This window comes from Kitasatospora sp. NPDC059795, assembly GCF_042732175.1.
Lineage (GTDB): Bacteria > Actinomycetota > Actinomycetes > Streptomycetales > Streptomycetaceae > Kitasatospora.
In genome coordinates this window covers 232,664-258,468 of sequence record NZ_JBHWID010000008.1, presented here as the reverse complement: position 1 = coordinate 258,468, position 25,805 = coordinate 232,664, and the positions used below count along the sequence as shown (strand labels likewise).

25 protein-coding genes are annotated in these 25,805 nt (G+C 73.8%); 9 read left to right on the top strand and 16 right to left on the bottom strand.

Features of this window, described 5'->3' with window-relative positions; translation table 11 throughout:
• The first annotated feature begins 142 nt into the window (after positions 1-142).
• The gene (locus tag ACFV4P_RS18815) at positions 143-769 is read left to right on the top strand and encodes a TetR/AcrR family transcriptional regulator (RefSeq protein WP_380472429.1); all 627 of its coding nucleotides are present in this window, start codon (positions 143-145) and stop codon (positions 767-769) included.
• A gap of 34 nt (positions 770-803) precedes the next feature.
• Here the strand turns inward: ACFV4P_RS18815 and ACFV4P_RS18810 are convergent, their stop codons facing one another.
• Positions 804-1,577 carry a VOC family protein gene (locus tag ACFV4P_RS18810; RefSeq protein ID WP_380472427.1) on the bottom strand — a complete coding sequence of 258 codons (774 nt, stop codon included), beginning with the start codon at positions 1,575-1,577 and terminating at the stop codon, positions 804-806.
• A gap of 214 nt (positions 1,578-1,791) precedes the next feature.
• On the opposite strand from ACFV4P_RS18810, the gene ACFV4P_RS18805 reads away from it, so the two are divergent.
• A complete protein-coding gene (locus tag ACFV4P_RS18805) occupies positions 1,792-2,997 on the top strand; it encodes an NAD(P)/FAD-dependent oxidoreductase (RefSeq protein ID WP_380472425.1) in 1,206 nt (401 codons plus the stop codon).
• A 13-nt stretch (positions 2,998-3,010) separates the two neighbouring features.
• Here ACFV4P_RS18805 and ACFV4P_RS18800 read toward each other — a convergent pair whose 3' ends face one another.
• From ACFV4P_RS18800 to ACFV4P_RS18780, 5 genes are all read right to left on the bottom strand, one after another.
• A complete protein-coding gene (locus tag ACFV4P_RS18800) occupies positions 3,011-3,256 on the bottom strand; it encodes a DUF1876 domain-containing protein (protein WP_073813257.1) in 246 nt (81 codons plus the stop codon).
• Between the two features lie 31 nt (positions 3,257-3,287).
• A complete protein-coding gene (locus ACFV4P_RS18795; protein ID WP_380472424.1) occupies positions 3,288-3,470 on the bottom strand; it encodes a hypothetical protein in 183 nt (60 codons plus the stop codon).
• An 81-nt stretch (positions 3,471-3,551) separates the two neighbouring features.
• Complete coding sequence (locus ACFV4P_RS18790) at positions 3,552-4,292, bottom strand: anti-sigma factor family protein (RefSeq protein WP_380472422.1); 741 nt, start codon at positions 4,290-4,292, stop codon at positions 3,552-3,554.
• Positions 4,289-4,852 (bottom strand): sigma-70 family RNA polymerase sigma factor, encoded by a 564-nt coding sequence (locus ACFV4P_RS18785; RefSeq protein WP_380472606.1) that lies wholly within the window; start codon positions 4,850-4,852, stop codon positions 4,289-4,291. The genes ACFV4P_RS18790 and ACFV4P_RS18785 overlap by 4 nt, the downstream gene beginning before the upstream one ends.
• A gap of 287 nt (positions 4,853-5,139) precedes the next feature.
• Positions 5,140-5,682: a hypothetical protein gene (locus ACFV4P_RS18780; protein WP_380472420.1), complete on the bottom strand. Its 543-nt coding sequence runs from the start codon at positions 5,680-5,682 to the stop codon at positions 5,140-5,142.
• A 219-nt stretch (positions 5,683-5,901) separates the two neighbouring features.
• On the opposite strand from ACFV4P_RS18780, the gene trxA reads away from it, so the two are divergent.
• A complete protein-coding gene (trxA, locus tag ACFV4P_RS18775; RefSeq protein ID WP_073813265.1) occupies positions 5,902-6,282 on the top strand; it encodes a thioredoxin in 381 nt (126 codons plus the stop codon).
• A 182-nt stretch (positions 6,283-6,464) separates the two neighbouring features.
• On the opposite strand, the gene ACFV4P_RS18770 is transcribed toward trxA, so the two are convergent.
• Positions 6,465-7,220 carry a pirin family protein gene (locus tag ACFV4P_RS18770; protein ID WP_380472418.1) on the bottom strand — a complete coding sequence of 252 codons (756 nt, stop codon included), beginning with the start codon at positions 7,218-7,220 and terminating at the stop codon, positions 6,465-6,467.
• A gap of 162 nt (positions 7,221-7,382) precedes the next feature.
• Between ACFV4P_RS18770 and ACFV4P_RS18765 the strand changes: the two genes are divergently transcribed.
• Positions 7,383-8,477 carry a WD40/YVTN/BNR-like repeat-containing protein gene (locus ACFV4P_RS18765; RefSeq protein WP_380472416.1) on the top strand — a complete coding sequence of 365 codons (1,095 nt, stop codon included), beginning with the start codon at positions 7,383-7,385 and terminating at the stop codon, positions 8,475-8,477.
• A 6-nt stretch (positions 8,478-8,483) separates the two neighbouring features.
• Here ACFV4P_RS18765 and ACFV4P_RS18760 read toward each other — a convergent pair whose 3' ends face one another.
• Positions 8,484-8,948 carry a MarR family winged helix-turn-helix transcriptional regulator gene (locus ACFV4P_RS18760; protein ID WP_380472414.1) on the bottom strand — a complete coding sequence of 155 codons (465 nt, stop codon included), beginning with the start codon at positions 8,946-8,948 and terminating at the stop codon, positions 8,484-8,486.
• A gap of 103 nt (positions 8,949-9,051) precedes the next feature.
• Between ACFV4P_RS18760 and ACFV4P_RS18755 the strand changes: the two genes are divergently transcribed.
• Positions 9,052-9,834 carry a dioxygenase gene (locus ACFV4P_RS18755; protein ID WP_380472412.1) on the top strand — a complete coding sequence of 261 codons (783 nt, stop codon included), beginning with the start codon at positions 9,052-9,054 and terminating at the stop codon, positions 9,832-9,834.
• 35 nt (positions 9,835-9,869) lie between these two features.
• On the opposite strand, the gene ACFV4P_RS18750 is transcribed toward ACFV4P_RS18755, so the two are convergent.
• Positions 9,870-10,511 carry an NAD(P)-dependent oxidoreductase gene (locus tag ACFV4P_RS18750; RefSeq protein WP_380472604.1) on the bottom strand — a complete coding sequence of 214 codons (642 nt, stop codon included), beginning with the start codon at positions 10,509-10,511 and terminating at the stop codon, positions 9,870-9,872.
• Between the two features lie 186 nt (positions 10,512-10,697).
• Here ACFV4P_RS18750 and ACFV4P_RS18745 point away from each other — a divergent pair, with 186 nt between their 5' ends.
• Complete coding sequence (locus ACFV4P_RS18745) at positions 10,698-11,474, top strand: TIGR03084 family metal-binding protein (protein WP_380472410.1); 777 nt, start codon at positions 10,698-10,700, stop codon at positions 11,472-11,474.
• A gap of 7 nt (positions 11,475-11,481) precedes the next feature.
• Here ACFV4P_RS18745 and ACFV4P_RS18740 read toward each other — a convergent pair whose 3' ends face one another.
• From ACFV4P_RS18740 to ACFV4P_RS18720, 5 genes are all read right to left on the bottom strand, one after another.
• Positions 11,482-11,931, bottom strand: coding sequence for a hypothetical protein (locus ACFV4P_RS18740; RefSeq protein WP_380472408.1), 450 nt, complete (start codon positions 11,929-11,931; stop codon positions 11,482-11,484).
• Between the two features lie 20 nt (positions 11,932-11,951).
• Positions 11,952-12,434 carry a hypothetical protein gene (locus tag ACFV4P_RS18735; RefSeq protein WP_380472406.1) on the bottom strand — a complete coding sequence of 161 codons (483 nt, stop codon included), beginning with the start codon at positions 12,432-12,434 and terminating at the stop codon, positions 11,952-11,954.
• A gap of 59 nt (positions 12,435-12,493) precedes the next feature.
• Positions 12,494-15,697: an error-prone DNA polymerase gene (locus ACFV4P_RS18730; RefSeq protein ID WP_380472404.1), complete on the bottom strand. Its 3,204-nt coding sequence runs from the start codon at positions 15,695-15,697 to the stop codon at positions 12,494-12,496.
• 79 nt (positions 15,698-15,776) lie between these two features.
• Positions 15,777-17,777, bottom strand: coding sequence for a hypothetical protein (locus ACFV4P_RS18725; RefSeq protein WP_380472402.1), 2,001 nt, complete (start codon positions 17,775-17,777; stop codon positions 15,777-15,779).
• Positions 17,778-18,832: 1,055 nt separating this feature from the next.
• Positions 18,833-19,507 (bottom strand): hypothetical protein, encoded by a 675-nt coding sequence (locus tag ACFV4P_RS18720; RefSeq protein WP_380472401.1) that lies wholly within the window; start codon positions 19,505-19,507, stop codon positions 18,833-18,835.
• Positions 19,508-19,761: 254 nt separating this feature from the next.
• Between ACFV4P_RS18720 and ACFV4P_RS18715 the strand changes: the two genes are divergently transcribed.
• Both ACFV4P_RS18715 and ACFV4P_RS18710 read left to right on the top strand, forming a co-directional pair.
• A complete protein-coding gene (locus ACFV4P_RS18715; RefSeq protein WP_380472399.1) occupies positions 19,762-20,748 on the top strand; it encodes a hypothetical protein in 987 nt (328 codons plus the stop codon).
• Positions 20,749-20,872: 124 nt separating this feature from the next.
• Complete coding sequence (locus ACFV4P_RS18710; RefSeq protein WP_380472397.1) at positions 20,873-22,081, top strand: hypothetical protein; 1,209 nt, start codon at positions 20,873-20,875, stop codon at positions 22,079-22,081.
• A gap of 61 nt (positions 22,082-22,142) precedes the next feature.
• On the opposite strand, the gene ACFV4P_RS18705 is transcribed toward ACFV4P_RS18710, so the two are convergent.
• Both ACFV4P_RS18705 and ACFV4P_RS18700 read right to left on the bottom strand, forming a co-directional pair.
• Positions 22,143-23,198, bottom strand: a complete 1,056-nt coding sequence (locus ACFV4P_RS18705; RefSeq protein ID WP_380472395.1) for a DUF2599 domain-containing protein — start codon at positions 23,196-23,198, stop codon at positions 22,143-22,145.
• A gap of 78 nt (positions 23,199-23,276) precedes the next feature.
• The gene (locus ACFV4P_RS18700; RefSeq protein ID WP_380472394.1) at positions 23,277-23,915 is read right to left on the bottom strand and encodes an alpha-ketoglutarate-dependent dioxygenase AlkB; all 639 of its coding nucleotides are present in this window, start codon (positions 23,913-23,915) and stop codon (positions 23,277-23,279) included.
• Between the two features lie 276 nt (positions 23,916-24,191).
• On the opposite strand from ACFV4P_RS18700, the gene ACFV4P_RS18695 reads away from it, so the two are divergent.
• Positions 24,192-25,793, top strand: coding sequence for a multicopper oxidase family protein (locus ACFV4P_RS18695; protein ID WP_380472392.1), 1,602 nt, complete (start codon positions 24,192-24,194; stop codon positions 25,791-25,793).
• Positions 25,794-25,805 lie beyond the last annotated feature (12 nt).

Here is a 25,805-nt window from a genome sequence, read left to right as displayed (position 1 = left end):
CTCGCCCCGCGCCGTCGCCGGTTGCCGCGCGACGCCTTGACTAAGCGCTTGCTTAGCATCTTGGCGACGGGCGACACTGTCAACAGTCCGCCCGCCCGGCACCGCCCCCGACCGGCCCGAACCATCTGCGAGGATTGCCCCCATGAACGACCCAGCGACCGCCGCACTGTGGCCCGGGGAGCGCACCGAGGCAGCCCGGCGACTGCTGCTGGCCGCCGTGGACTCCTTCGCCCGCCGCGGCTACCACGCCACCACCACCCGGGACATCGCCACCGCCGCCGGCATGAGCCCCGCCGCGCTGTACATCCACTACCCGTCGAAGGCCGCGCTGCTCGCCGAGATCTCCCGCACCGGCCACCGGGCGACGCTGGACCTGGTGGAGCGGGCCGAGGCCTCCGCCACCGACCCGGTCGCCCAGATGCGGGCCCTGGCCGAGGCGTTCACCACCTGGCACGCCCGCGGCCACACGGTCGGGCGGATCGTCAACCACGAGCTGCACGCGCTGCCCGAGGAGGACTTCGCGGCCGTCGCCGAACTGCGCGTCCGGATCGAGGAGACGGTGCTGCGGATCATCGCGCGCGGGGTGTCGGAAAACGCTTTCCAGGTACCCGACCAGCGCACCGCGGCCCGCGCCGTCACCTCGCTCGGCATCGACGTCTCCCGCTGGTACACCGAGCGCAGCAGCGAGTCGCCGGAGGAACTGGGCCGCCGCTACGGCCAGTTGGTGCTGCGCATGCTGGGCGCACCGGCCGCCGCGACCGAGGACTGACCGGGGGCGCCGGCCCGCTTGCGCAGAACCGGCCTCAGCGAGGGGCCGTGAGGATCGAGAACCGGCCGCCCTCCGGGTCGGCGAGGCGCGCGACCCGCCCGTACGGGGAGTCGGCGGGCCCGTCGAGGACGCGTCCGCCGAGGACGGTGGCGCGGCGGGCGATCGCGTCGGTGTCGGCGGCCGAGAAGAACACCTCCCAGTGCGGGGCGAGGTCGTGCGCCATCCGCAGCGCGGCCACGCTGCGGCCCTCGGAGCGCAGCACCACCCGCTCGTGCTCGTAGCGGACCTCGAACTCGGCCGGGTCGCGCCCGTCCCAGCGGAACACCTCGCCGTAGAACAGCGCGGCGGCGAACGGGTCGGCGGTGCGCAGCTCGATCCAGGCGGGCGCGCCGGGGGCGGTCATCCAGGTGTCCTCGCCGGGTTCGCCCTCCCAGATGCCGAACGTCGCCCCGAACGGGTCGGCGGCCAGCGCCACCCGGCCCGCGTCGAACGCCAGCGGGCCGACCGCCAGCGTGCCGCCGCGCTCGCGGACGCCGTCGGCGGCCCGGTCGGCGCTCTCGATGCCGAAGTAGGTGGTCCAGGCGACCGGGCGTTCCCAGGAGCTGTCCAACCGGCTCAGCCCGGCGACCTCCACGCCGTCGACGGTGGCGCGCACGTACGGGCCCCAGCGGTCCGGGCCGGGGACGAACTCCCAACCCAGCAACGGCCCGTAGAACCGCTGCGCGGCGTCCATGTCGCGGACCGTGAGGCCCGCCCAGCACGGCACCGCGGGCACACAGCGCACCGTGGCCGTTCGCTCCGCCACCATCCCTCGGGCTCCCTTCGCCGCTGCCCGGACCGCCTCCGGCCGGGCCCGCCCCAGCCTAGGCCGACGCCCTCGCAGGATCCGGCTCCGCCTCGCGGGCGGACGGCCGTCCCGTCACCCACCCGCCGGACCACGCCCTCGAACGGTGCGGATCCCCCGAACGGCAGCGCGGCAGTGCCATGGTCGAAGGAGCCGGAAGACCGTAAGGAGATGGGGCATGGACACCGGAATCGTGATCATCGGGGCGAGCCTGGCCGGGGCGAAGGCCGCCGAGGCGTTGCGCGCGGAGGGCTACCCGGGGCCGATCACCCTGGTCGGCGACGAGAACGAGCGGCCGTACGAACGGCCGCCGCTCTCCAAGGGGTACCTGCTCGGCGACGAGGAGCGGGAGAAGATCTACGTCCACCCCGCCGACTGGTACGAGAAGCACGACGTCACCCTCCGCCTGGGCGTCGCCGCCACCGCGATCGACCCGGCCGCGCACACCGTGACCCTCGCGGACGGCGGCCGGCTGCCGTACTCCAAGCTGCTGCTGGCCACCGGTGCCTCGCCGCGCAGCCTGCCCGTGCCGGGCGGCGACGGGGACTTCGTGCAGACCCTGCGCCGGATCGGCGACAGCGAGCGGCTGAAGGCGGCGTTCCGGCCGGGCGCCCGGGTGGTGATCGTCGGTGCGGGCTGGATCGGCCTGGAGGCGGCGGCCGCGGCCCGCACCGCCGGGGCGGAGGTCACCGTGCTGGAGGCGGCCGAACTGCCGCTGCTGCGCGTCCTCGGCCGTGAGGTCGCCCAGGTCTTCGCCGACCTGCACCGTTCCCACGGCGTCGACCTGCGCTTCAACGCCAAGGTGGAGGAGCTGCGCGCGGACGGCGTCCGCCTCGCCGACGGCAGCACGGTGCCCGCCGACGTCCTGCTGGTGGGGGTCGGCGTCAGCCCCAACACGGCGCTCGCCGAGCAGGCCGGGCTGACCGTCGACAACGGCGTCCGCACCGACCAGCACCTGGCGACCTCGCACCCGGACATCTTCGCGGCGGGCGACGTGGCAAACGCTTTCCACCCGCTGTTCGGGAAGCCGATCCGGGTCGAGCACTGGGCGAACGCGCTCAACCAGCCGACCGTCGCCGCGGCCTCGATGCTCGGCAAGGACGCCGCCTACGACCGGGTGCCGTACTTCTTCACGGACCAGTACGACCTGGGCATGGAGTACACCGGCTACGCGGAGCCCGGCGGCTACGACCGGGTGGTGTTCCGCGGCGACGTCGCCAAGCGGGAGTTCATCGCGTTCTGGCTGTCCGGCGGCAAGGTGCTGGCCGGGATGAACGTCAACATCTGGGACGTGACCGACCCGATCCGCGCACTGGTCCGCTCCGGGCGCGCGGTGGACCCGGAGCGGTTGGCCGACCCTGCCGTGCCGTTGACCGAGGTCTGACGGCCCGCCGGGGTCAGTTGGGACGCTTGACCTCCTCGTGGGCCTTGGTGAGCAGCTGCATGGCGAGGTCGTTCAGGGCGCGGGCCCCGGCGACCTCCTCGCCGACGCGCAGCTGCGGGCTGTCGGAGTGGTGGCGGGTGGAGTAGCCGTGCGCGCGCAACTCCGTTCCGTCGCCGAGACGGACCATGGCCGCAGCTCTGGTGCGGTTGCCGTCCTCTTCGAACTCCATCTCGATGTGCCATCCGACCAGCGTCTTCATGGCCACCACCTCCCGGGTGGGTACTGGGTGTTCAGCTGTCCTGCCGGCCCGTCGTGGAGGACTGGTCGCCGGCGGACTGGTCGCCGGGGGCCGGTTCGCAGCTCTCGCGGCCGGTCTCCGTGTGCACCACCCGGATCGGGTTGTGCGGGTCGTCGATGTGGACGACCTGCTGCGGCTCGCCGCAGCGCGGGCAGAGCAGGGGTATCGGGTGCATCTCGGCCGTCCACGCGCCCCGCGGCGGACAGCTCCCGGGCCCGCGTGGCCTCCTCATCCCCAGTGTGCCGCGCCCGGGTGTTCACCGCCGGGCGGGCTGGGCGGGCACCGTGACCAGCACGGACGAGCCGGAGTGCACCTCGAAGCGGGCGATCGCGGACGGGGCCAGTCCGGTGCCGCCGCCGGTGCGCAGTGCGGTGTGCCCGCCGTAGCCGGTGGCGGGGACGGTCCAGCTGGTGACGGTCTGCTGCGTGCCGTCGGTGCCGACGGCGACCAGGGTGCAGCTCTGCGGCCCGGACAGGTGGCCGAGGTCGAGGGTGATCCGGCTGCCCCAGGCGGCGGGGTCGACGCCGACTGTGGCGGACACCCCGGTGGTCGGGTCGGTGGCGCTGAACTGCTGTGCCGCGGCGGTCACTTGGGTGCTCTCGGTGATCGCCCAGGTGACCGCCGGGCCGCCCAGCGCGAGGATCGCCGCGACGGCGGCCAGCACCAGCCGCCGCACCCGGGCGCGCCGCCGGTCGGCGACCACCTGCCCGGCCAGCCGGTCCAGCAGCTCGGGCGGCTCGGGTGGCTCGGGCGGCTCGGCGGGTGCCGGTGCGGGCTCCGGGGTTGCGGGAGGTACCGGCGCGGGCTCCGGGCTTGCGGCGGGCGCGAGTTCGGCCAGCAGGTCGGTGACGGGGGCGAGCTCGGCGGCCTCGGCGGTGCAGCGCGGGCAGTGCGCGAGGTGGGCGGCGAACCGGGCCTCCTGCTCGGGTTCGAGCACGCCGAGCAGGTGGGCGGCGAGGTCGGCGTGCGGGCCGGGGTCGCGGGGGGCGGTGGTCATGGTGTCACTCCCCGTTCCTCAAGGGCGAGCCGCAGGGCTCGCAGGGCGTAGTAGAGCCGGGAGCGGACGGTGCCGGGCGGGACGCCGAGCACGGCGGCGGCCTCGGTGGCGGTGCGTCCGCGCAGGTAGGTCTCGGTGATCGCGCCGCGGTGCGCCTCGGACAGCGAGTCGAGCGCGTCGGTGAGGGTCATCAGCCGCAGCACGCGGTCGAGTTCGTCCTCGGCGGGGAGCCGTTCCAGTTCGCCGTCGGGGACTTCGCGGGGCCGGGCCCGCCGGCCGCGCCGCTCGTCGATGACGATCCGCCGGGCGACGGTGGCCAGCCAGGGCCGCAGGCTGCGGTGGTCGGTGTCGAGTCGGTCGAGGTGCCGCCAGGCGCGGACCAGGGTCTCCTGGACGACGTCCTCGGCGCTCTGCCGGTCGCCGCCGACCAGGTGCAGCACCATGCCGTACAGCGGGCGGGCGTGTTCGCGGTACAGGGCGCGCATCAGCCGGTCCTCGGCGGCGGGACCGCCGGGGCGTCCGACACCGCCGTGACCGGTGGAGCGCGGGTGCTCGGTCACGGCGCCATCCTCGCGCGGGCGCCGACGCGGGTCGATCGGGGACGACGGGTCGGTCGCGGAGGGCGGGTGCGGGTCGATCGGGGACGGCAGCGCGGTCGCGGACGTCGGGGTGGTCGCGGGCGACGCGTGCGGGGCGCGCGGCTGCCGGTGCGGGGCGCGCGGCGGGGCGGGGTTCTCAAGTCCGGCCCGGCCGGTGTCGATAACCGTGCCAGGGGTGCGGCGCGGGCGCCCGCGCCGCACTCCCTCGGCCGTCATGGCGCCGCTCCGCACCCGCTCGGCCGCCCGCCTCAGTACCCGCCGCCGGACGGCATGCTGGGCGCGGCGCCGGCCATCGCCTTGTCGCCGGTCGGGGTGGACGCGAACCAGGTGCCGTCGATGCCCTGGCCGTTGGTCTGGCCGGGCTTGGTGTCGGGGGCGTAGCGGTACAGCGGCCAGCCGTTCAGGGTGACTTGATGGGTGCCGTCGGGTCGGGTGACGGTGGAGACCAGCTTGCTGTCGATGCCCTTGAGGGCGGGTGCGCCGCTGCCGGTGGTGAGTTCGGGCGGCCAGAGGGTGGCGCAGGAGCCGGTGCAGTGCGTGGTCGACGGGTTGTTGGTGTCCATGTCGAAGCGGTACAGGGTGAATCCCTGCCCGTCGGTGACCAGGGTGCCGAGGGTGCCGTTCTGCGTGGTCATCAGGGTGGCCTGGGTCTGGCTGCCGGTGTGCATCGTCGAGGAGGAGGAGCCGCCGCTGCTTCCGCAGCCGGCGATCAGTGCGGCGGAGGCCAGCGCGCCGGCGGCGAGCAGGGTGATGCGGCGTCCGGCGGGGCGGGTTCGGCCGGTGGTGGTCATGAGGGTTGCTCCCGTCCGGGAGGGTGCGTCCGGCCGGGCCGCCGGGCTGCCGGGCCCGGGGTTCGACCGCTTCGTCCGGGGGTACGTAGGGCGGGTCCGGAACGTTCAGCGAACGCCGGGCGGCCGGAATACTTCCGCAGGTGGCGGGGTTGTGACGGCCGTGGGTCCGACGCCGGGCCCGCTTCGAAGAGACCCGGCTGTGGAAGGCAGGTGGCGGCGATGAGCACGGTGGAACTGACCAAGGACAACTTCGACGAGGTGGTCCAGGGTGAGGACGGCAAGGGGTTCGTCCTGATCGATTTCTGGGCGGCCTGGTGCGGTCCCTGCCGCCAGTTCGCGCCGGTCTTCGAGCGGGCCGCCGAGAAGCACTCGGACATCACCTTCGCGAAGGTCGACACCGAGGCGCAGCAGGAGCTCGCGGCGGCGTTCGAGATCCGGTCGATCCCGACGCTGGCGATCATCCGCGAGGGCGTCCTGGTCTTCGCCCAGCCGGGCGCGCTCCCCGAGGCGGCCCTGGAAGACCTGATCGGCCAGGCCCGCAAGCTCGACATGGCCGAGGTGCACAAGGGCGTGGCGGCGCAGAAGCCCTCGCAGAACTGACGTACACCGCAGGCTGGTTGACAGCTCGAAAGGGGTGCCGGGAGTCTCCCGGCACCCCTTCGTCATGCCCTCTCCCCACTCCCCCGCACATGCGTCGTTCCGCGCATGCGTCAAGGCCCGCCGGACGGCTCGGTAGCCGCTCGGCGGGCCTTGACGTGCGCCTCGGGTCGGTTGCCCCCGGGTCAGTTGAGGGTGGCGTTCATCTCCCACTGGAGCAGTTCGGCTCCCTCGGGTCCGGCGGTGACCCGCTGGCCCTCGGCACCGGTGATGCGCAGCGCGTCGCCCTCGTGCAGCAGGCCGGCGCCTTCGACGGCGGCCTCGCCGCGTGCCACGAAGAGGTGGACGAACGGCGCGGTGGCGAGTTCCAGGGTCTCGTTCGGGCGGATCCGGGCGACGTGCAGCGCGGCGTGCTTCTGCCGGATGCCGATCGCCCGCTGGTTGGAGTGCTTGCTCATGCCGGACGCGAGGGTGGTCCAACCGCCCTGGGAGAGCTGGTCGTTGATGTCGAGCTGCTCGTACCCGGGGACGATGCCGGCGGTGTCGGGGATGGTCCACATCTGGATGAAGCGGACCGGGTCCTGGTGCTCCGGCTCGCCGGTGAGCGTCCAGGAGTCGTTCTTCTCGCTGTGCAGGATGCCGGTGCCGGCGCTCATCCGCTGGGCGAGGCCCGGGTAGATGACGCCGTTGTGGCCCTCGGAGTCCTGGTGGACCAGGCCGCCGTCGAGCACCCAGGTGATGATCTCCATGTCCCGGTGCGGGTGGGTGTCGAAGCCGGTGCCGGGGGCGACGATGTCGTCGTTGGAGACCAGCAGCAGGCCGAAGTGGATGTTGGCGGGGTCCCAGTGGCGCGAGAACGAGAAGGAGTGCTTGGAGTCCAGCCAGCCGGCGCGGGTGTGGAAGCGCTCGTCGGCGCGGCGCAGGTCGATCGTGGATGCCATCGGGTCCTCCTCCATCGGGGTCTTGTTGAATCATAAACCATCTCGGGTCGTCCGGCATTCCACCGTGCCGCACCGGCCGTCGCGGCGCGCTGCCGTGCGACCGCCGGAGCCCCGGAGGAGACTGCTGCGGGACCGCGCACAACCGATTCCGGGTGGTTCACGATGAGTGACGTACGGGATGTCCTGCTGGCCGTCGGCACGCAGAAGGGCCTGTTCCTGGGCCGCAGTCCGGACCGGCGGACGTGGGAGTTCAGCGGCCCGCACTTCCAGATGAACGCGATCTACTCGGTGGGCATCGACCGGCGCGGCGGCCGCACCCGGCTGCTGGTCGGGGCGGACAGCAGCCACTGGGGCCCGTCGGTGTGGTGGTCCGACGACCTGGGCGCGAGCTGGCAGGAGCCGTCGAAGCCCGCGGTGCGTTTCCCCGAGCGGACGGGCGCCTCGCTGGAACGGGTGTGGCAGCTCCAACCGGCCGGCGCGGAGGCCCCGGGCGTGGTCTACGCGGGCACCGAACCGGCCGCGCTGTTCCGCTCCACCGACGGCGGCGAGTCCTTCACCCTGGTCGACGCGCTGTGGGACCACCCGCAGCGCGAGCACTGGGGCGCGGGCTTCGGCGGCCAGGGCATGCACACCGTCGTCACCGACCCGCGCGACCCGGACGTGCTGGCGGTCGCGGTCTCCTCCGGCGGCGTCTACCGCACCACCGACGGCGGACACGCCTGGGAGCCGTCCAACACCGGCCTCAAGGCGGACTTCCTGCCGGACCGGTTCCCCGAGTACGGGCAGTGCGTGCACAAGATGGCCCGGGACGCGACCGACCCCGACCGGCTGTACCTGCAGAACCACGGCGGCGTCTACCGCAGCGACGACGCCGGCCGGAACTGGACGTCGATCTCCGGCAACCTGCCCGCCGACTTCGGCTTCGGCGTGGCCGCCCACCCGCACACCTCGGGCACCGCGTACCTGTTCCCGCTGGACGCCGACTACGCCCGCCTGCCGGTGAACCGCCGCTGCCGGATCTTCCGCACCACCGACGCGGGCGAGACCTGGCAGCCCCTGGAGACCGGCCTGCCGCACGAGAACCACTACGGCGTCGTCCTGCGCGACGCCCTGTGCACCGACGACGCCGACCCGGCAGGCGTCTACTTCGGCAACCGCAACGGCGAGGTCTACGGCTCCCCCGACGGCGGCGAGCACTGGTCACTGCTCACCTCCCACCTCCCGGACGTACTCTGCGTCCGCGCCTCGCCCCTCTGACCTGCTTCAGGCGTCGGTGGCGCGGAGGCGGTCGGCGACGGTGTTGAGGCTGTCGGCGAGGGCAGCCAGTTGCCGGGGGGTGAGGACGTCGATCAGTGTGTCGCGGACGGCGGCGACGTGGCCCGGGGCGGCGGCTCGCAGGGTGTGCCAGCCCTGCTCGGTGAGTTCGGCGATGACGCCGCGCACGTCGCCGGGGCAGGAGCGGCGGCCGACCAGGCCGGCTTTCTCCAGCTGGGTGACCTGGTAGGTCAGGCCGCTCTTGGAGGTGACCAGCCGGTCGGCCAGGTCGGTCATCCGCAGCGAGCCCTCGGGGGCGGCGGAGAGCTGCACCAGGATCTCGTACTGGGTGTGCGACAGCCCCGCGTCGTCCTTGAGCTGGCGTTCGAGTCGGCGGGCGACCAGGTTGGTGGCCTCGACGAATCCGCGCCAGGCGGCCATCTCGGTCTCGTCGAGCCAGCGGGGTTCGTCCATGTCCCGCATCCTACTCCGGTTGTTCAAATTTGAACTCAGGTGTACCGTCGACAGCATTCGGTTCAAATTTGAACCAGATTCGTCGGGCCAGGAGGACGGACCCATGAGCAACGCCACCACCGAGCGCATGCCCGCTCTCTACCTCTCGCACGGCGCGCCCCCGCTCGCCGACGACCCGATCTGGCCCGGCCAGCTCGCCGCCTGGTCCGCCGACCTGCCCCGGCCCAAGGCGATCCTGATGGTCTCCGCGCACTGGGAGGAGGCCCCGCTGGCGATCGGCGCGGTGCGGACCATTCCCCTGGTGTACGACTTCTGGGGCTTCCCCGAGCACTACTACCAGGTGCGGTACGCCGCCCCGGGTGCACCCGAACTCGCCGACTCCGTGCGCAAGTTGCTGCGCACCGCCGGCACCCCCGTGCAGGACGTGCCGGACCGCGGGCTGGACCACGGCGCGTACGTCCCGCTGGTCGAGATGTACCCGGACGCGGACATCCCCGTCCTGCAGATCTCGCTGCCCACCCTCGACCCGCAGGAGCTGCTCGTCATCGGCCGCAAGCTCGCCCCGCTGCGCGACGAGGGCGTGCTGATCGTCGGCTCCGGCTTCTTCACCCACAACCTGCGCGCCCTCTCCCCCGACGGCCGGATCACCTCCGTGATGGCCGAGTTCGACGACTGGGGCCGCCGCGCCCTCGAAGCCCGCGACCTCGACGCCCTCCTCGACTTCGAGCACAAGGCCCCCGCCGGCCGCCTCGCCCACCCCCGCACCGAACACTTCGCCCCGCTCTTCGTCACCCTCGGCGCGGGCGAGTCCGACCTCGGCGACCAGCGCAGCGTCATCGACGGCTTCTGGATGGGCCTGGCCAAGCGCTCGATCCAACTCGGCTGACCACCGCCCGCCTCCCCCTCCGCCCCGGTGCTTCCTCAGTAGCCGCAGGTGAAGCGCTCGCCGTGGTGGCGGGGCGTCTCCAGTTCGTCGACCAGGGCGGTGGCGAAGTCCGGCAGTGAGATGGTGGACAGGCCGTCCGGGGTCGCGACCAGCTCGTCGGCGGCGGTGCGGTAGTCGCCGGTGCGCTCGCCCGGCAGCAGGCTCTGCGGCGGGCTGAGCACCGTCCAGTCCAGGTCGCTGACGGTGCGCAGGTACTCCAGCGCGCGGCCGTGCGCCCGCATCACCTCCAGCTGGCGCGCGGTCACCGACGGCTCGTCCCACAGCCGCGAGCCCGCCGGGGTGGTGAGGCTGCCCGCGCTGCCGACCACCAGCAACCTCGGTGCCTGGTCGGCGAGTTGACGCATCCCCGCGACCAGCGCGTGCGCGGCCGGCTCGATCAGCCGGCCCCGGCCCGGGCCGTCCCCGCCGCCGACCGCGCTCACCAGCGCCGCTGCCCCCGCTCCGACCCGCGCCATGTCCGCCGGATCCAGCACGTCCCCGCGCTCCACGCTGATCGCCAGCCCCTGGTACTCCTCCGGCCGCCGTACCACCGCCGTCACCCGGTGCCCCCGCGCCAGCGCCTCGGTCACCACGCACCGACCGATCTCCCCGTTGGCCCCGACCACCACCACCCGCATACCCGCCACCGTCCTCCCGCTCCACCCGCCTGACGTTTCATCAGACCACGCCGCCTGCCACCCGCCCCGCAACGAAACCCGCTGCACGGGGCAGCCCACGGCGAGGACCGCGGTGCGGGCCGGTGCGGGCCGGGGCGGGCGGGGGTAGGAGTGGGTGGTCGGACGTGAGCGCGAGAGGGGTGACGGGTGGACGGTCTGGTGGCGGATCTGGTGGCCGAGGGTGAGGAACTGGACTCTCTGGTGGCCGAGTTGGGCGCGGAAGGGTACGCGGTGGGGACGCCGGCGGCCGGGTGGACGGTGGCGCATCAGATCTCGCACCTGGCGTGGACGGACCGGTGGACGCTGCTCGCGGCGCGCGACCCGGAGGGCTTCGTCGGCGCGCTGGGGCGGGAGTTCACGGACGGGCTCGCGGCCGTGGCCCGGGGTGCGGCGGAGGGCGTCGGCGAGGACCCGGCCGCGCTGCTGACGCGCTGGCGGGCGGGCCGGGCAGAGGTGGCGCAGGTGTTGGCGGCGGTGCCGGCGGACGTGCGGCTGCCGTGGTTCGGGCCGCCGATGAAGGCCCGTTCGATGCTGACGGCCCGCCTGATGGAGACCTGGGCGCACGGCCAGGACGTCGCGGACGCCCTCGGCGCGGACCGCACCCCCACCAACCGCCTGCGCCACATCGCCCACCTGGGCGTCCGCACGGTCGGCTTCGCCTTCGCCGCGCACGGCCTGCCCGCGCCCACCGCCCCGATCCGTTTCGAACTCCGCTCTCCGGCAGGCGAGTTGTGGACGTGGGGTGAGGAGGAAGCCGCCGACCGGGTGTCCGGCCCGGCGCTGGACTTCTGTCTGCTGGTCACCCAGCGCCGTCACCCCGACGACCTCGCCCTGACCGCCGTGGGCGACACGGCGAACGCCTGGCTCCCCCGCGCCCAGGCGTTCGCGGGCCCGCCCGGCGAGGGTCGGAAGCCACTGCGCTGAGCCCTGGTCAGCGGACTTCGAAGCAGGGGGCCTGTCCGGGCATCGACATGTAGTGGCCGGTGCCGCCGCCGACCGAGAGCAGGGCGACCTGGTGCGGACCGTCGAGGCCGTAGCCGAGGTCGGTGATCCGGTGGCACAGGGCCAGGGTCTGCTGGCGGGTGGTCCCGGGCACGACGACCACCGTGACGGCGTTCGCGTCGCTCGCGACGGCCGCCCCGGGCGGGTTGTGGGAGTAGTCGCCGTGATCCACGTAGGGCAGGCAGCGGATCTCGTCCGGGAGCGAGGTGGCCCAGCCGCCCATCCAGCTCGCGGTGGGCCTGGGCTCCGCACTGCAGGCGGGCCCGGGCCCGGCGGTGGCGTCGGCGGCCGGGGCGGCCGGCGACTCGGCGGCGGTGCAGCCCGTGACGGCGAAGGCGGCTGCGGCAAGGGCAAGGAGGACGGCGGGGCGTCCGGACATGATCATCTCCTGGTCGGCCGTTACTGCCAGGTCGGCGGGACGGTCGAGTGGTCCCCGTCGAAGCAGACGGGCAAGCCGGGCTCCGACTGGTAGTGGCCGGCACCGCTGACCAGGAGCAGGGTGATGTCGTGCGAGCCGCCGTAGCCCCAGCCGAGTTCGGTGATGCGGTGGCACAGGGCCCGGGTCTGTTCCGGGTCGGTGTCGGGGGTGACGTGGACCTCCAGGGCCTTCCAGCCGCCGGGGGTCGGGCCGCTCGCCAGGTAGGAGAGGGAGCCGTCGGCGATGTGCGGCAGGCAGCGGATCTCGTCAGGGAGCGGCCCCTTCCAGTTGCCCTCGTAGGTCTCGGTGGGGCTCGGCGCGACGCTGCACGCGGGCCCGGGAGCGCCGGTGACGGCGGCGGGGCCGGTGGGCTTCGAACCGACGGTGGCGGCGGTGGTGCTCGCGCAGCCGGTGGCGGCGGCGAGGGCGGTCACGGCGAGGGCCGTGGCGAAGCGTCTGGACAATCGTCCCCCTTGATCGAAGCCACACCGTATCGGCCCTCGCAAGTGAATAATTCGGGGCGTCAGATCCCCAGTCGCAGCGGCGTGATGCGGGTGGCGATCAGGTTGGTCGCGCCGTGGGTGCGTTCGACGGTGCCGTGGACGAGCAGGCCGGCGCGTTCCAGGACGGTGCGGCGGTGGGCCTCCCAGACGGGGCGGTTGCAGATGACGTTGATCAGGCCGGTCTCGTCCTCCAGGCTGAGGAAGAGGACGCCGCCGGCGGTGGGCGGGCGTTGGCGGTGGGTGACCAGGGCGCCGACGACGACGGGGGTGCCGGGCGGGACGTGCTGGAGTGCGGCGGCGGTGACGGCGCCGGAGCGGTGCAGGGCCTCGCGCAGGTGTTGGACCGGGTGGCTGGTGGCGGAGCTGCCGGTGGCCCACAGGTCGGCGATGGTCTCCTCGATCGGCGTCATCGCGGGCAGCGGCGGGGCGTCCGCGCCGGGGAGGGTGCCGGGCAGCGAGTCGGGGTCGGTGGCGGCGTACAGGCCGGCCGTCCAGAGGGCCTGGCGGCGGCTCAGTCCGAAGCAGGAGAACGCGCCGGCGGTGGCGAGGGCCTCCATGATCGGCCGGGGCAGTGCGGTGCGGCGGGCGAAGTCCTCCAGGTCGGTGTAGGGGCGCCCGGCGGCGACGGTCTCGGCCTGGGCCCGGCCGAGGCCGCGGACCGAGGTGAGTCCGAGCCGGATCGCGGCCTGCGGGGTTCCGGCGGTGAGGGGGTGCGGGTAGGACGGGTGTCGCCCGGGTTCCAGGGTGGGGCCGGGGGCGCTGACCGCGACGTCCACGCCGCGGACCCGCACGCCGTGCCGGCGGACGTCGGTGATCAGGCTGAGCGGGGAGTAGAAGCCCATCGGCTGGTTGGCGAGCAGCGCGCAGGTGAACGCCGCCGGGTGGTGGTACTTGAGCCAGGCGCTGGCCCACACCAGGTAGGCGAAGCTGATGGCGTGCGACTCGGGGAAGCCGTAGCTGGAGAAGGCTTCGATCTTGGTGTAGACGTCCTCGGCGGTCTCCGGCGGGATGCCGCGTTCGGCCATGCCTTCCAACAGGCGGGTGCGCAGCACGGCGACGCGTTCCAGGGAGCGTTTGGCGCCCATCGCCTGGCGCAGCCGGTCGGCCTCGTCGGGGCTGAATCCGGCGCAGTCGATGGCGAGTTGCATCATCTGTTCCTGGAACAGCGGGACGCCGAGGGTCTTGGCGAGGGCGCGTTCCATGCTGGGGTGCGGGATGTCGGCGGGTTCGACGCCGTCGCGGCGGCGCAGGTAGGGGTGGACGGAGCCGCCCTGGATCGGGCCGGGGCGGATCAGTGCGACCTCGACCACCAGGTCGTAGAAGTGCTTGGGCTTGAGCCGGGGCAGGGTGGCCATCTGGGCGCGCGATTCGACCTGGAAGACGCCGACGGTGTCGGCGCGGCAGAGCATCTCGTAGACCTTGGGGTCGTGTGGGGGGATGGTGGCGAGGTCGAGCCGTTCGCCGTAGTGCTGTTCGATCAGGTCGCAGGCGTCGTGCAGGGCGGCGAGCATGCCGAGGCCGAGCAGGTCGATCTTGACGAGTCCGGCGCCGGCGGTGGAGTCCTTGTCCCACTGCAGGACGGAGCGGCCGGGCATCCGGGCCCATTCGGTGGGGCAGATCTCGCCGACGGGTTCCCGGGTGAGCACCATGCCGCCCGAGTGGATGCCCAAGTGGCGTGGCAGGCCGTGGAGTTGGCCGCCGAGTTCGAGGACGTCGGCGGGGATGACGGCGTCGTTCTGGACGGTGCCGTGGAACTCGACCTGCCGGGTGAAGGCGTCCACCTGTTCGGACGGGTAGCCGAGCGCCCGGGCGGCGTCGCGCAGGGCGAGCCGGGGCCGGTAGGTGATGACGTTGGCGACCTGGGCGGCGTGGGCGCGGCCGTAGCGCCCGTACACGTACTGGATGACCTCCTCGCGGCGGCGGTTCTCGATGTCGAGGTCGATGTCGGGCGGCCCGTCGCGGGCCACGCTGAGGAAGCGTTCGAACAGCAGGCCGTAGGCGACGGGGTCGACGGCGGTGATGCCGAGGGCGTAGCAGACGGCGGAGTTGGCGGCGGAGCCGCGGCCCTGGCACCAGATGTTCTCGCGGCGGCAGAAGTCGACGATGTCGTGCACGATCAGGAAGTACCCGGCGAGGTCGCGGGTCTCGATCACGTCGAGCTCCCGGGCGAGTTGGCGGCGGGCCCGGTCGTTGTCGGGACCGAAGCGCGCCGGGCCGGCCTCGGCGACCAGGGCGCGCAGGTGGCTGCTCTCGGTGTGGCCGTCGGGGACGGGGTAGCCGGGCAGTCGCGGGTCGAGGGTGGCGAAGTCGAAGGCGCAGGCCCGGGCGAGGTCGACGGTGGCCTGCTGGACGCCGGGGAACCTGCGCAGCCGCCTCGCCATCTCGCGGCCGGAGCGCAGGTGGGCGGTGCCGGCGGCCATGGTGTGGGGCGCGGCCTGTGCCAGGGTGCGGCGGTCGTGCAGGGCGGCCAGGGTCTGGGCGAGCCGGCCCTGCGCGGGCGCGGCGTGGTGGACGTTGTTGGTGGCGACCAGCGGCAGCGCGGCGCGGGCGGCGAGCGCGGCGAGCCGGTCGTTGCGCAGGTCGTCGCCGGGCAGCCGGTGGTCGGTGAGTTCGACGTACACGTTATCCGCCCCGAACGCCTCGGTCAGGGAACGGAGTTGGCGTTCGGCTTCGCCCTCTCCGGCGGTCTCCAGGGCGTGCCGGACCCGGCCGCGGCGGCAGCCGGAGAGCACCGCCCAGTGGCCGTGGTGGGCGTCGGCGAGTTCCTCGAAGGCGTAGCGCGGGTTGTTCTTGGCGCCGCCGCGCAGCTGGGCGGCGCTGATCGCGGCGGACAGCCGCCGGTAGCCCTCCGGGTCGCGGGCCAGCACCAGCAGGTGGTCGTCCGGGCCGACGGTGAGTTCGGCGCCGAACACGGTGCGGATGCCGGTGCCCTTGGCTGCCTCGGCCAGCCGGACCGCGCCGTAGAACCCGTCGTGGTCGGTGATCGCCACCGTCTCGATGCCCAACGCGGCCGCCTCGTCGAGGAGTTGCTCGGGGTCGCTGGCGCCGTCGAGGAAGCTGAACGCCGAGTGGACGTGCAGTTCGGCCCACGGGAGAGCGTCCTTCGGCGGCGCGGGCCGGGGACGTTCGGGCTCCTCGGGGGCGGGGGGAACCGCCGGGCGGGCGCCGGACATCCGGCGCTGCAACTCCGTCCAGGGGAGCGAGGGGTGGCTGGTGAATCCCATCGCGGGTGATGCTCCGGTCTCGGGGTGGTCGGTGCGGGCGCTCCCCCCGAGCGCTGATCTGACGGTTCGTCAACTCTGTTCAGTCGTAGGCCCCTTCGACGTACCAGCGGCCGCCCTCCACGGTGAGCAGCAGGGCGCGTCCGCCCTCCACCGCGACCTGGAACCTGGCCCGGCGGCGGGCGGTGCGCGGGTCCCACCAGCGTTCGACGGCCGGCCACGGGCCGGTCCAGCCGAGCACGTCGAGGGTGCGGCCGTGCAGTTCGACCCGGTCCGGCGGGGCGGACACCTCGGCCCGGCCGTCCACCGCGACGGGCTGCCCCTCGCGGTCGAGCACCAGCACCGGCACCGGGTCCGGCGGCACCACGGACGGCGACGGGTCGGCGAGCCGGCCCGGCCAGGGGCCGTCCGCCTCCCGGCCGTCCCGGAGCGTGGCCTCGTCCCACGGCAGCCGCGCCTGCTGCTCGCCGGGGGCCCGGCCGCCCTCGGGTGCGCCGCGCCGCAGCCCCGCATAGCCGAGCAGCGACTGCACCCGGGCCACCGCCCGCTCCACCCGGTCCTCCGCGACGGCCTCGCCCCACAGCGCCAACTGCCGTCCCCGGTCCGGGAACAGGCCGTCCGGGACGAGACGCAGCGCGATGAACGCGCCGTCCGCGTCGGTGAACGTGCCGGTGGACTGCCAGGCGTTCAACTGCCAGCGAATCCGCTCGGCGAGCGCGGCCGACGACAGCCGCCCCTCGTGCTGCCACAACCGGGCGACGGTGCGGCCGCCCTCGCAGGACACCTCCACCGCGACCCGCTGGCAGGCGAGTCCGACCTCGGCGAGCCGGGCGTGCAGGCGCTCCGCGAGGGTGCGGCCGACGAACACCAGTGGCTCCGCCAACTCCTCTGGCGGGTCGAAGAGTTGCTCGACGGAGAGGTCCAGCCCCTGGTCCTTCGGGGCCAGCGGACGCGGGTCCAGGCCGCGGGCCTGCCGGTGCGCGGCGCTCCCGGTCGGACCGAAGCGGTTCGCCACCACGTCCGCCGCGAGCTCCGCGAACGCCCCCACCGTCTCCACGCCCAGCCGGTGCAGCAGCTCCGCCAACTCCGGCTCCCCCAGCGTCGACACCGGGTACGGCGCGAGGAACTCCGGCGTCCGCCCCGACGGCACCAGCAGCTCGGCGCGGGCCGCGAGCACGGCGGCGAACAGGCCGTCGGCGACCCCGAGAAGGCCGCGCGGGGGCAACGCAAGGGGTTCCGACGTCGGCTCCGGCCCTTCGGGAACGGCCACGGCGTGCGGGGTGGGGGCGAGCGGGGCGGGGGCGCGCGGGACGGGGGCAGGCGAAGCGGAGGCGAGCGAAGCGGAGGCAGGCGAAGCGGAGGCAGGCGAGGTGGAGGCAGGCGAGGTGGAGGCAGGCGAAGCGGAGACAGGCGAAGCGGAGGCGAGCGAAGCGGAGGCGAGCGAAGCGGAGGCAGGCGAGGTGGAAGCAGGCGAGGTGGAGGCAGGCGAAGCGGGAGCGAGCGAGGTGGAGGTGAGCGAAGCGGGAGCGTGCGGGGTGGGGACGTGTGGCGGGGCGGGCTCGGTGGAGCCGCCGTCGATGACGGCGAGCGGGGGGCGGGGGGCGGTGTCCGCCTGGGTGAACATCTCGTCCACCCAGGCGGCCGGTTCGGACTCGTCGGCGGGCTCCTGCTCCGGCGCGGCGGGCGGGGCGACCGGGCGGGTCAGCACGAGGGCGGTGGCGACCGCGTCCCGGATGCCGGCCGTGAGCGCCTCCTCGCCGCCGAAGTACCGGGCCGGGCCCTTCACCGGAATCGCGCACAGCCCCGGCCGGAGCACCTCCACCCGCGGGGTGAACGCCTCCACCGCGGCCACCACCGGCTCGAACCGGCGCGCCTCCGCCTCCTCGTCGCGGTCGCGCAGCCGCAATTCCGGGCAGAACCGCTGCGCCAACCGCAACGGCTGCCCGCGACGGACCCCGGCCGCCCGCGCCGCCTCCGAGGACGCCAGCACCCGGCCGCCCTCCACCACCGCCACCGCCACCGCGTCCCCGCCCACCGGCGCGGTCGCCACCAGCGGCCAGTCCGGACACCACACCACCAGCACCCGCTGCCCCGTCGGCCCCCACCCCGCCTCCCCCGCCTTCGAGGTACCCCACAACGGCCCGCCACCGGCACGGCTCACGGACTGCTTACGGACGGGATTGGGATGCTTCATGCCTGGTCACTCGGGAGAACTCGACGGAACGGGAAGAACGGGGTCAACAGACGCTCGGGCACACCCCCACCACCGGCCGCGACGACGAAGGAGGCTGAAACGACGCACGCTGCCGGACCCGGACAGCCCCCGCAACGCCGCAGACACAGGGCCGCCACCGCCGAGAAGCCGGGCGGAGCCGAATCGCACGAGCAACGGCAGCCCAAAGCGGCGACCGCCGCCGACCCGACCGAGCGGCACCGCAGACACAGCGCCCCGCCGAAACCGAACAACCGCACGGCCACAGGCGAAACCCTGCCCCGCCGCCCGGGGCGGCACCGAAAGCACGCACGACCGCAGAGCAGAGCGGCACACACCGCCGCCGAACCGCCCGGGCAGCATCGCAGGCACCCGGCCCGCCCGCCCCCGACACCAGCAGGCCCGAACCGCCGAAGCCAAGCAGCCACCGCTCCGCAGGCGAAGGACCTCCGCCGCCAAGAAGCCCGGCGGAGCCAAAACGCGCGGCTGAAACGGCGACCGCCGTCGCCGACCCGCTCGAACAACACCACAGCCACCACGCCGCAGACCTCCTCGACACCGGCAAGCCCGGGCCGCCGAACCCGAACCGCCGCCGCGCCGCAGGCGAAGGAACTCCGCCACCAAGAAGCCGGGCGGAGCCAAAACGCGCGGCTGAAACGGCGACCGTCCCCGCCGACCCGCTCGAACAGCGCCGCAGGCACCCGGCCCGCCCGCCCCCGGCACCGACAGGCCCAGGCCGCCGAACCCGAACAGCCACCGCACCGCAGGCCCCCTCGACACCAGCAGGCCCGAACCCCGTCGACGGACCCCGAACGAAACCGAGAGCACACAAGCAACAGCAACCCGAATCCACGAACGCCTCCGCCGACCCGGCCGGACAACACCGCAGGCGGAAGCCCGCCGTCGCCGAGGGAGGACGTCGCATCTCAGACCGCCTCCAGGGCCGGCCGCGTGAGCGGGGTCTCGGTGGGGGTGAGGGGGCGGGCGGTGCCCTTGGCGTCGGGGAGCCAGAGGTGGGCGGTGCGGGGGCGGGTCGCGGTGCCGCGGCCTTCGGCGACGGCCTCGACCTGGCGGCCGGTGAGCTGGCCGTGGCCGTCGCCGAGGCCGAACCAGCGGCCGGTGCGGATGCTGAGGCGCTGGACGGCCCCGGGCCAGGGGCCGGCGACCAGCAGGGCGCAGCGGCTGCGGCGCAGGACGGCGGTGAGGCGGGCGGCGAGCGCGGGTGCGACCGGGCCGGTGGGGCGGAGCAGGATCAGGCCGACGGCGCCGGCGAGGGCGGCGACCACGTCGGGCCAGTGCGGTCCGGGATGGTCGGCGAGCAGTAGGCGTCGCAGGTCGTAGCCGTAGCCGGCGGCGGCGGCCAGTCCGATTTCGGGGAGTCCGACGGCGGCGGCCCAGGCGGTGTCCCCGGTCTGTTCGGTGAAGGTTCCGGCGCCGAGGGCGAGCAGCAGCCCGGTGTCGCCGGTGACGGAGACGGCGGTGCCGGGTCGCAGTCCGCCGCCGGGGAGCAGCGGGGCGAGTGCGGGCAGGACGGGCAGCAGCTCGGGTTCGGCGATGATCGGCGGCGTGCCCTGTGGGGCGGTGCCGGGCCGCAGCGGCACGACGACCGTTCGATCGGATCCGAGCGTTCGAACGTCGCCGCCCGTCCGAGCGGCGGCAAATCGGGCGGAAACGCCCACCTCGGACGGGTCGATCGAGTCTTGTTCGAACATGTGCACGACTCCAGCATCGAACACTCGTTCGTAAATATTCAAGTCCGAGAATCTGACTGAGCTGCAGAAACGCCCCGCGTCGTACCTGTCAGTGGGTGCGGTCAGGATCTGTTCGTCTCCCGCTCTGTCGAAGGACGGTCTCCATGGCCCGCACCACCCCGCCGCGCCGCGCGGACATCGCCGCGGTCTTCCCGGAACTCGCGCCGCTCGGCCGGCAGGCGGTCCGCCTGCACCCGCGCCTCGGCGCGCCGACCGTTCGGGACAGCTCGGTCGGCGGCCCGCTGCTGTGGCCCGCCGGCGAGCCGTGGCCGGTCTGCGAGGGCCCGCACCCGGAGGACGACCTGCCGGTGTCGCCGGCCGATGTCAGGCTGCGCCGCAACCTCCAGGAGGCCGCCCGGTCGGCCGGGGGCCTCACCGCACCGGAGCGGGCGGCGCTCGAAGCGACGCACACGGGGCATCCGTGGAGCCCGGGGCCGAACGCCCTGCTGCCGGTGGCCCAGCTCTACGCGCGCGACATCCCCGGGCTTCCGCGCCCCGAGGGCACGGACCTGTTGCAGGTGCTGTGGTGCCCGCTGAACCACGACCCGCAGTGGATGCCCGCCGCCGAGGTGGTGTGGCGTTCCTCCGCCGAGGTGGGCGAGCTGCTGGTCGAGCCGCCGCTGCCCGCGGACGTGACGCAGTACGGCGAGTACCTGCCCGAGCCGTGCGTGCTGCATCCCGAGGTCGTGGACGAGTACCCGGCGCCGCTCGAACTGGAGCGGGACCTGGCGGAGCGGATCGCCGACTGGACCGAGCGGGAGTTCGCCGGCGTCGATCCCCGCCACCTCCACCCCGAGGAGTTCCGGGCCTACTACCAGTACGAGCTGTCGGTCGCCCCGGGCTGGAAGGTCGGCGGCTGGGGGCCGTGGAGCTTCTCCGATCCGTCGGTCATGCGGTGCGCGACCTGCGAGTGCGTCATGAGTCCGCTGCTGACGATCGGCTCCGGCGCCCTGGACGGCAGCGGCTGGGACCCCGTCCAGGACCGGGGCCTCGCCGAGGACATCGGCATCCTGATCGGACGGAGCTACCACATGCAGCTCTACTACTGCCCCGCGTCCTTCGACCACCCGCACCTGGAGAACATGCAGTAGGCGGAAGGCAGGTGTCGGAACGCGGCCGCCCACACCCGGGCATGCGAACACATGAACGACAGAGTTCACTCCTTCGAGCGAACGTCGGCATGGCGGTTCACCACCCCCGGGTAGAGCGCCCGGCATGACCGCCACTCAGCACGAGCCCGCCGTCATGCCCTTCGGCCTCCTCGCCCCGCCCTCCGCGCCCGACCTCCCCGAGGCGCCCGCGCCGGACCGGACGTGGCGGCTGATAGGCGGCACCGCCTGGGTCTACCTCGCCGACCCCGAGGGGCCCGGCCTGACGCGTCCGGTCATCATGTCGGACGGGTTCGGCAACGGCCCCAGCGATCTCGACGTCCTCCACCACGCCCTGGAGCGCGGGAAGTTCGCCCTCCTCACCGCGCTGCGCCGGCGCGGCCACGACGTCGTCCTGCTCGGCTACCGCGAGCGCAGCGCGTCCGTCCTGAACAACGCCACCACCGCCATCGAGTGCATCCAGCGCGCCCTCGTCGAGCGGCCGGCCCGCCACCCGCTGACGGTCGGCGGCTTCGGCGCGGGCGGGCTGGTCACCCGGTACGCGCTCGCCAGGTTGGAGGCGGACGGGGTCGACCACCGGACCGCCACGTACTTCTCGTACGACAGTCCGCACAACGGCGCCTGGATCCCGATCGGCCTCCAGGCCCTCGCGCACGCCCTCAGGGCCACCCCGGCCCTGTCCCGGCAGGTCAACAGCCCGGCCGTCCGTCAACTCCTCTGGCGCCACCTGGAGACGGTCGACGGCACGCCCCGCCAGGACCCGCTGCGCACCGAGTTCCTGGAGGCGCTCCGGCGGGTCGGCGACTGGCCGCGGCTCCCCCGTCTGCTGGCGGTCGCCAACGGGGCCGGCGACGGCGGCGGGAACGGCGTCAGGCCCGGCATCGACGCCGTCAGGGCGACCGGCGGCCGGTTCGACGGCACCACGCTGCGCACCCAGGCCAAGGGCGACGAGCAGGTCGTCGCCCGGCTCAAGGGCCTGCCGTCCGGGCACACCGTCCGCACCTGCGGCTTCCCCGAGTTGGACGGCGCGCCCGGCGGCACGCTCGGCACCTTCGGCGTCGCGGGCGACAGCCTCCGGGCCACCGGCGCCGTCGGGATCGAGCCCGCCGCCGCGTCCGTCTGCTTCGTGCCCACGATCAGCGCGGTGGCGGCGACCGGCCTGGACCTCGGCACGGACCGGGACCTCTACGCCGCCGTCGACCGGCTCGCCCCCGACGCCGTGGCGGTGGACGACTTCGCGTACTCCTCGCAGAACACCGGCCACGCCGAGATCACCGAGGAACTCGCCACCTGGCTCCTGGACCGCCTCCCGTAGCAGGCCCGCCGCCGGGGCCCCGGAACCCGCCTCCACGGCCCGGTCCGGGGCCCGCGCGCGGCTACGAGTCGGTGTCCCAGTTGCACCCGGAGGCGATCATCTTCTTGAGGATCGCCTCGTTGCTGCCGGTGAGTTGGGGACGCCAGGTCTCCAGGTCCCAGGTCGGGCCGCCGAGGTGGCCGCCCTTGGGGTTGGGGTAGGAGAAGTCCGCGTGGCAGAGCAGCTGTTGGTAGGTGGAGTTCTGCTCGGTCGGGGTGGCGCCGGGGAACATCCGGGTGTTGGACCACACCTGCCGCCAGTCCTCGTCCACGTTGCCGGCGGCGTCGTCGCCTCCCAGCGGGGACTTGAACGCGGCGTCCGTGGGGGTGACGTGGACGGACGTGAAGTGGCTGTCGTTCCAGTTGATGTAGACCTCGGTCTTGACCACCCACTTGCTGTTGGTGATGCCGCCGTAGCCGATGCACGCGCTCTGGCAGGACTCGAAGGCGTCCTGCTGCCCACCGCTCCACAGCAGGTACTTGCCGTTCTGGAAGTCCTGTCGCACGCCGTTGTTGTCGTCGACGTTCCCGCCGACGTGTCCGGCGTCGTACTCGTCGCTCGTGGGGTAGCCGTACGTTCCCCTCTCGTAGCCGTACTGGCCCCACCACCAGCCGATGTTGCCGTGCACGGCGTGCGCCCCGGTGCCGGGCGACCAGTAGACCGTGGCGTTCTGGAACTGCTGGCGGACGCCGATCCCGTCGGGGTTCTTCAGTTCGTCGCTGAGCGGGTACCCCATGTAGCCGCCCTCCCAGCCGTGTTGGGCCCACTCCTGGCCGATGAGGCCCCACACGGCGTGCGCCCCGGTGTTCGGGCTCCAGTAGATCGATCCGTGGTCGAAGACCTGCCGGCGGCCGACCCCGTCGGGGAGGCCGAGTTCGTCGCTGGTGGGGCAGCCGAGGGCGTCCCGCACGCCGGGGGCCTGGGTGTACTCGGTCCAGATCGCGCCGTCGACGGAGTGGGTGCCGCAGAAGACCTCCGCGGACGCGGGGGCGGCCTGGACGCCCACCATCAGGGAGGCGCCGGCCGTGCAGGCGGCGAGCGTGGCGAGGAGCCTGGTAACTGCCGGTCGTCCGTTCATGACCGGCAGTATCCACGACGGCAACTGCCGCGGGCTGCACGATAAAGAGCCAAAGTTCGGACCCGATCGGCCGACGGCTCAGCGGACGCCGCGCGGCCGGAACTGGACGCTGATCCGCGGGCCGACCGCGCCGGCGCTCTTCGGAATCGCGTGCTCCCACGTGCGCTGGCACGAGCCCCCCATCACCAGCAGGTCGCCGTGCCCGAGCGAGCGCCGCACCGTCGGCCCGCCGCCGCCCCGGGGGCGCAGCAGCAGCGGCCGGGCCTGGCCGACCGAGAGGATCGCGACCATGGTGTCCTCCCGGTCGCCGCGCCCGATCCGGTCGCCGTGCCAGGCGACGCTGTCCCGGCCGTCGCGGTACAGGCAGAGCCCGGCGGTGGCGAACGGCTCCCCCAGCTCCGCCCGGTAGTGGGCGCCGAGCGCGTCCCGGGCCTCGGCCAGCACGGGGTCGGGCAGCTCGGCGTCCTCGCGGTAGTACGCCAGCAGCCGCGGCACGGCCACCACCCGCTCGTACATCTCCCGCCGCTCGGCCTGCCACGGCACCCCGCCCGCCAGCCGTTCGAACAGCGCGTCCGCCCCGCTCAGCCACCCGGGCAGTACGTCGATCCACGCCCCGCCGCCGAGCACTGTGCGTTCGATCCCGTCCAGCGGCCCGAGTGCGGGTTCCGCCTCCGGGCCGTCGGCGTCGAACAGCGATCCCTGCAGCTGGTACGTCATGCCGCCCAGCGTACGCCCCGTTCGAACACTCGTACGATTACCGGCAGGGCCTCGGCCACCGGAACCGGCGCCGCGGGACCGCGGTGCAGGAGGGTGGGCCGACCGCACGAACCGCGTGCGGCGGCGGGCGGCCGGCCGGCGAGAAGAGGGGCGCATCCATGAGTCGCACCGACAGCTGATCCACCGCCGGCGGGCCTGACCCCCGGCGGAAAGAGCGCCCGGGCGAACGGTGCGCCGCCGAGGCGGTTTTGTCCGTTTGGTCTAGATTGCCCGGTCATGGGAGAGAGTGGTCGGATCAGTCGCCGCCTGGTCCTCAAAGGCATTGCCGGTCTCGCGGTGGCCTCCGACGGGATCCTGGCCGGGCGGCGCGCAGCGGCAGCGACCGTACGGTTTCCGCAGCCGGCGGTCTCGGGGGTGCGGACGGCCGCCGCCGAGACGGGGCCGTGCGTCGAACAGACCCTGGACGTACGGTTCGCGGACGTCGACGTGCCGGGATACGGGCAGGTCACCACGCGCGCCTACAACGGGGCGATCCCGGGGCCGACGCTCCGGGTGCGCGCCGGAGACACCCTGCACCTGACGCACGTCAACGGGCTGCCGCCGAACGAGCCCTTCCACGGCGACCACAACACGCCGCACCACGCCAACAGCTTCAACGTGCACACCCACGGGATGCACGTCCCGCCGTCCGGGTACGCCGACAACGTCCAGCGCGAGTTCGCGCCGCGCAGCGCGGAGGACGTGGCCGCCGGCGTCGCGGAGCCGCAGTACCGGACGGCCATCCCGATCCCGGCCGACCACCCGGCGGGGACGTACTGGTACCACCCGCACCTGCACGGGTCCACCGCCGAGCAGATCGTCGGCGGAATGGCCGGGGTGATCATCGTCGAGGGCGACGTCGACGAGGTGCCGGAGATCAAGGCCGCCGCCGATGTCGTGGTCTGCATCAACGAGTTGAAGATCGAGGACGGCAGGATCCCCGCCTTCACCTCGGGCGGCTGGGTGACCGACGTCCCGTCCGTCTTCACCGTCAACGGCGCCGTCAACCCCACGATCGGACTGCGCCGGGGCGAGGTCCAGCGCTGGCGGCTGGTCGCCGCGACCGCCTTCACCGCACTGCGCCTGCAAGTGGTGTCCGAAGAATCCGAATTGACGATGCATCAGATCGCCCAGGACGGCATCGGTTTCGCCGCGCCGGTCGCCGTGACGACGGTGCAGCTGGCCATGGGCAACCGCGCCGACCTGCTGGTGCGGGGCGAGACGCCGGGCCGGTACGAGCTGCGGGCGGAGGGGGTGAGCGGTCCGCTGATGACGGTGGAGGTCGCGGAGGAGTCCGTCGACCCGCCGATGCGGCTGCCGTCCGCGCTGCCGCCGGGCCGGCCGCTCCTCGACGAGCGGGACATCGCCAACCCCGACGCGGACCGCGAGGTGGTCCTCCACGTCGACCCGCAGGCCTTCGAGGGGGCGTTCCCCAGCGCCTTCCGGATGCTGGGCAGCCACACCACGCCCGCGGCCGACCCCGGCGGCGACCTCGTCCACGACCCCGCCTACGGCCGCTTCGACCCCGAGTACGTCAACCACCGGCTGCGCCTGGGCACGGTCGAGCGGTGGACGGTGCGCACGGACGAGACCGTGCCCTCGCACGGCCACCCCTTCCACCTGCACACCAACCAGTTCCTCGTCACCCACCGCAACGGCCAACGGCTGGACCCTCCGGTCTGGCACGACACCGTCGGCCTGGCCGGCGGCACGCCCGGCGGGTCCGTCACCTTCCTGGTCAAGTACCAGGACTTCACCGGCCGCGCCCTCGCGCACTGCCACCAGCTGCACCACGAGGAGCTCGGCATGATGCAGCTCGTCGAGTTCGTCGAGGATTGAACTCCCTTGTGC

Coding starts and splice junctions, on each gene's coding strand:
- ACFV4P_RS18815 (WP_380472429.1), top strand. CDS start 143: ATGAACGACCCAGCGACCGCCGCACTGTGGCCCGGGGAGCGCACCGAG.
- ACFV4P_RS18810 (WP_380472427.1), bottom strand. CDS start 1,577: ATGGTGGCGGAGCGAACGGCCACGGTGCGCTGTGTGCCCGCGGTGCCG.
- ACFV4P_RS18805 (WP_380472425.1), top strand. CDS start 1,792: ATGGACACCGGAATCGTGATCATCGGGGCGAGCCTGGCCGGGGCGAAG.
- ACFV4P_RS18800 (WP_073813257.1), bottom strand. CDS start 3,256: ATGAAGACGCTGGTCGGATGGCACATCGAGATGGAGTTCGAAGAGGAC.
- ACFV4P_RS18795 (WP_380472424.1), bottom strand. CDS start 3,470: ATGCACCCGATACCCCTGCTCTGCCCGCGCTGCGGCGAGCCGCAGCAG.
- ACFV4P_RS18790 (WP_380472422.1), bottom strand. CDS start 4,292: ATGACCACCGCCCCCCGCGACCCCGGCCCGCACGCCGACCTCGCCGCC.
- ACFV4P_RS18780 (WP_380472420.1), bottom strand. CDS start 5,682: ATGACCACCACCGGCCGAACCCGCCCCGCCGGACGCCGCATCACCCTG.
- trxA (WP_073813265.1), top strand. CDS start 5,902: ATGAGCACGGTGGAACTGACCAAGGACAACTTCGACGAGGTGGTCCAG.
- ACFV4P_RS18770 (WP_380472418.1), bottom strand. CDS start 7,220: ATGGCATCCACGATCGACCTGCGCCGCGCCGACGAGCGCTTCCACACC.
- ACFV4P_RS18765 (WP_380472416.1), top strand. CDS start 7,383: ATGAGTGACGTACGGGATGTCCTGCTGGCCGTCGGCACGCAGAAGGGC.
- ACFV4P_RS18760 (WP_380472414.1), bottom strand. CDS start 8,948: ATGGACGAACCCCGCTGGCTCGACGAGACCGAGATGGCCGCCTGGCGC.
- ACFV4P_RS18755 (WP_380472412.1), top strand. CDS start 9,052: ATGAGCAACGCCACCACCGAGCGCATGCCCGCTCTCTACCTCTCGCAC.
- ACFV4P_RS18750 (WP_380472604.1), bottom strand. CDS start 10,511: ATGCGGGTGGTGGTGGTCGGGGCCAACGGGGAGATCGGTCGGTGCGTG.
- ACFV4P_RS18740 (WP_380472408.1), bottom strand. CDS start 11,931: ATGTCCGGACGCCCCGCCGTCCTCCTTGCCCTTGCCGCAGCCGCCTTC.
- ACFV4P_RS18730 (WP_380472404.1), bottom strand. CDS start 15,697: ATGGGATTCACCAGCCACCCCTCGCTCCCCTGGACGGAGTTGCAGCGC.
- ACFV4P_RS18715 (WP_380472399.1), top strand. CDS start 19,762: ATGGCCCGCACCACCCCGCCGCGCCGCGCGGACATCGCCGCGGTCTTC.
- ACFV4P_RS18710 (WP_380472397.1), top strand. CDS start 20,873: ATGACCGCCACTCAGCACGAGCCCGCCGTCATGCCCTTCGGCCTCCTC.
- ACFV4P_RS18705 (WP_380472395.1), bottom strand. CDS start 23,198: ATGAACGGACGACCGGCAGTTACCAGGCTCCTCGCCACGCTCGCCGCC.
- ACFV4P_RS18700 (WP_380472394.1), bottom strand. CDS start 23,915: ATGACGTACCAGCTGCAGGGATCGCTGTTCGACGCCGACGGCCCGGAG.
- ACFV4P_RS18695 (WP_380472392.1), top strand. CDS start 24,192: ATGGGAGAGAGTGGTCGGATCAGTCGCCGCCTGGTCCTCAAAGGCATT.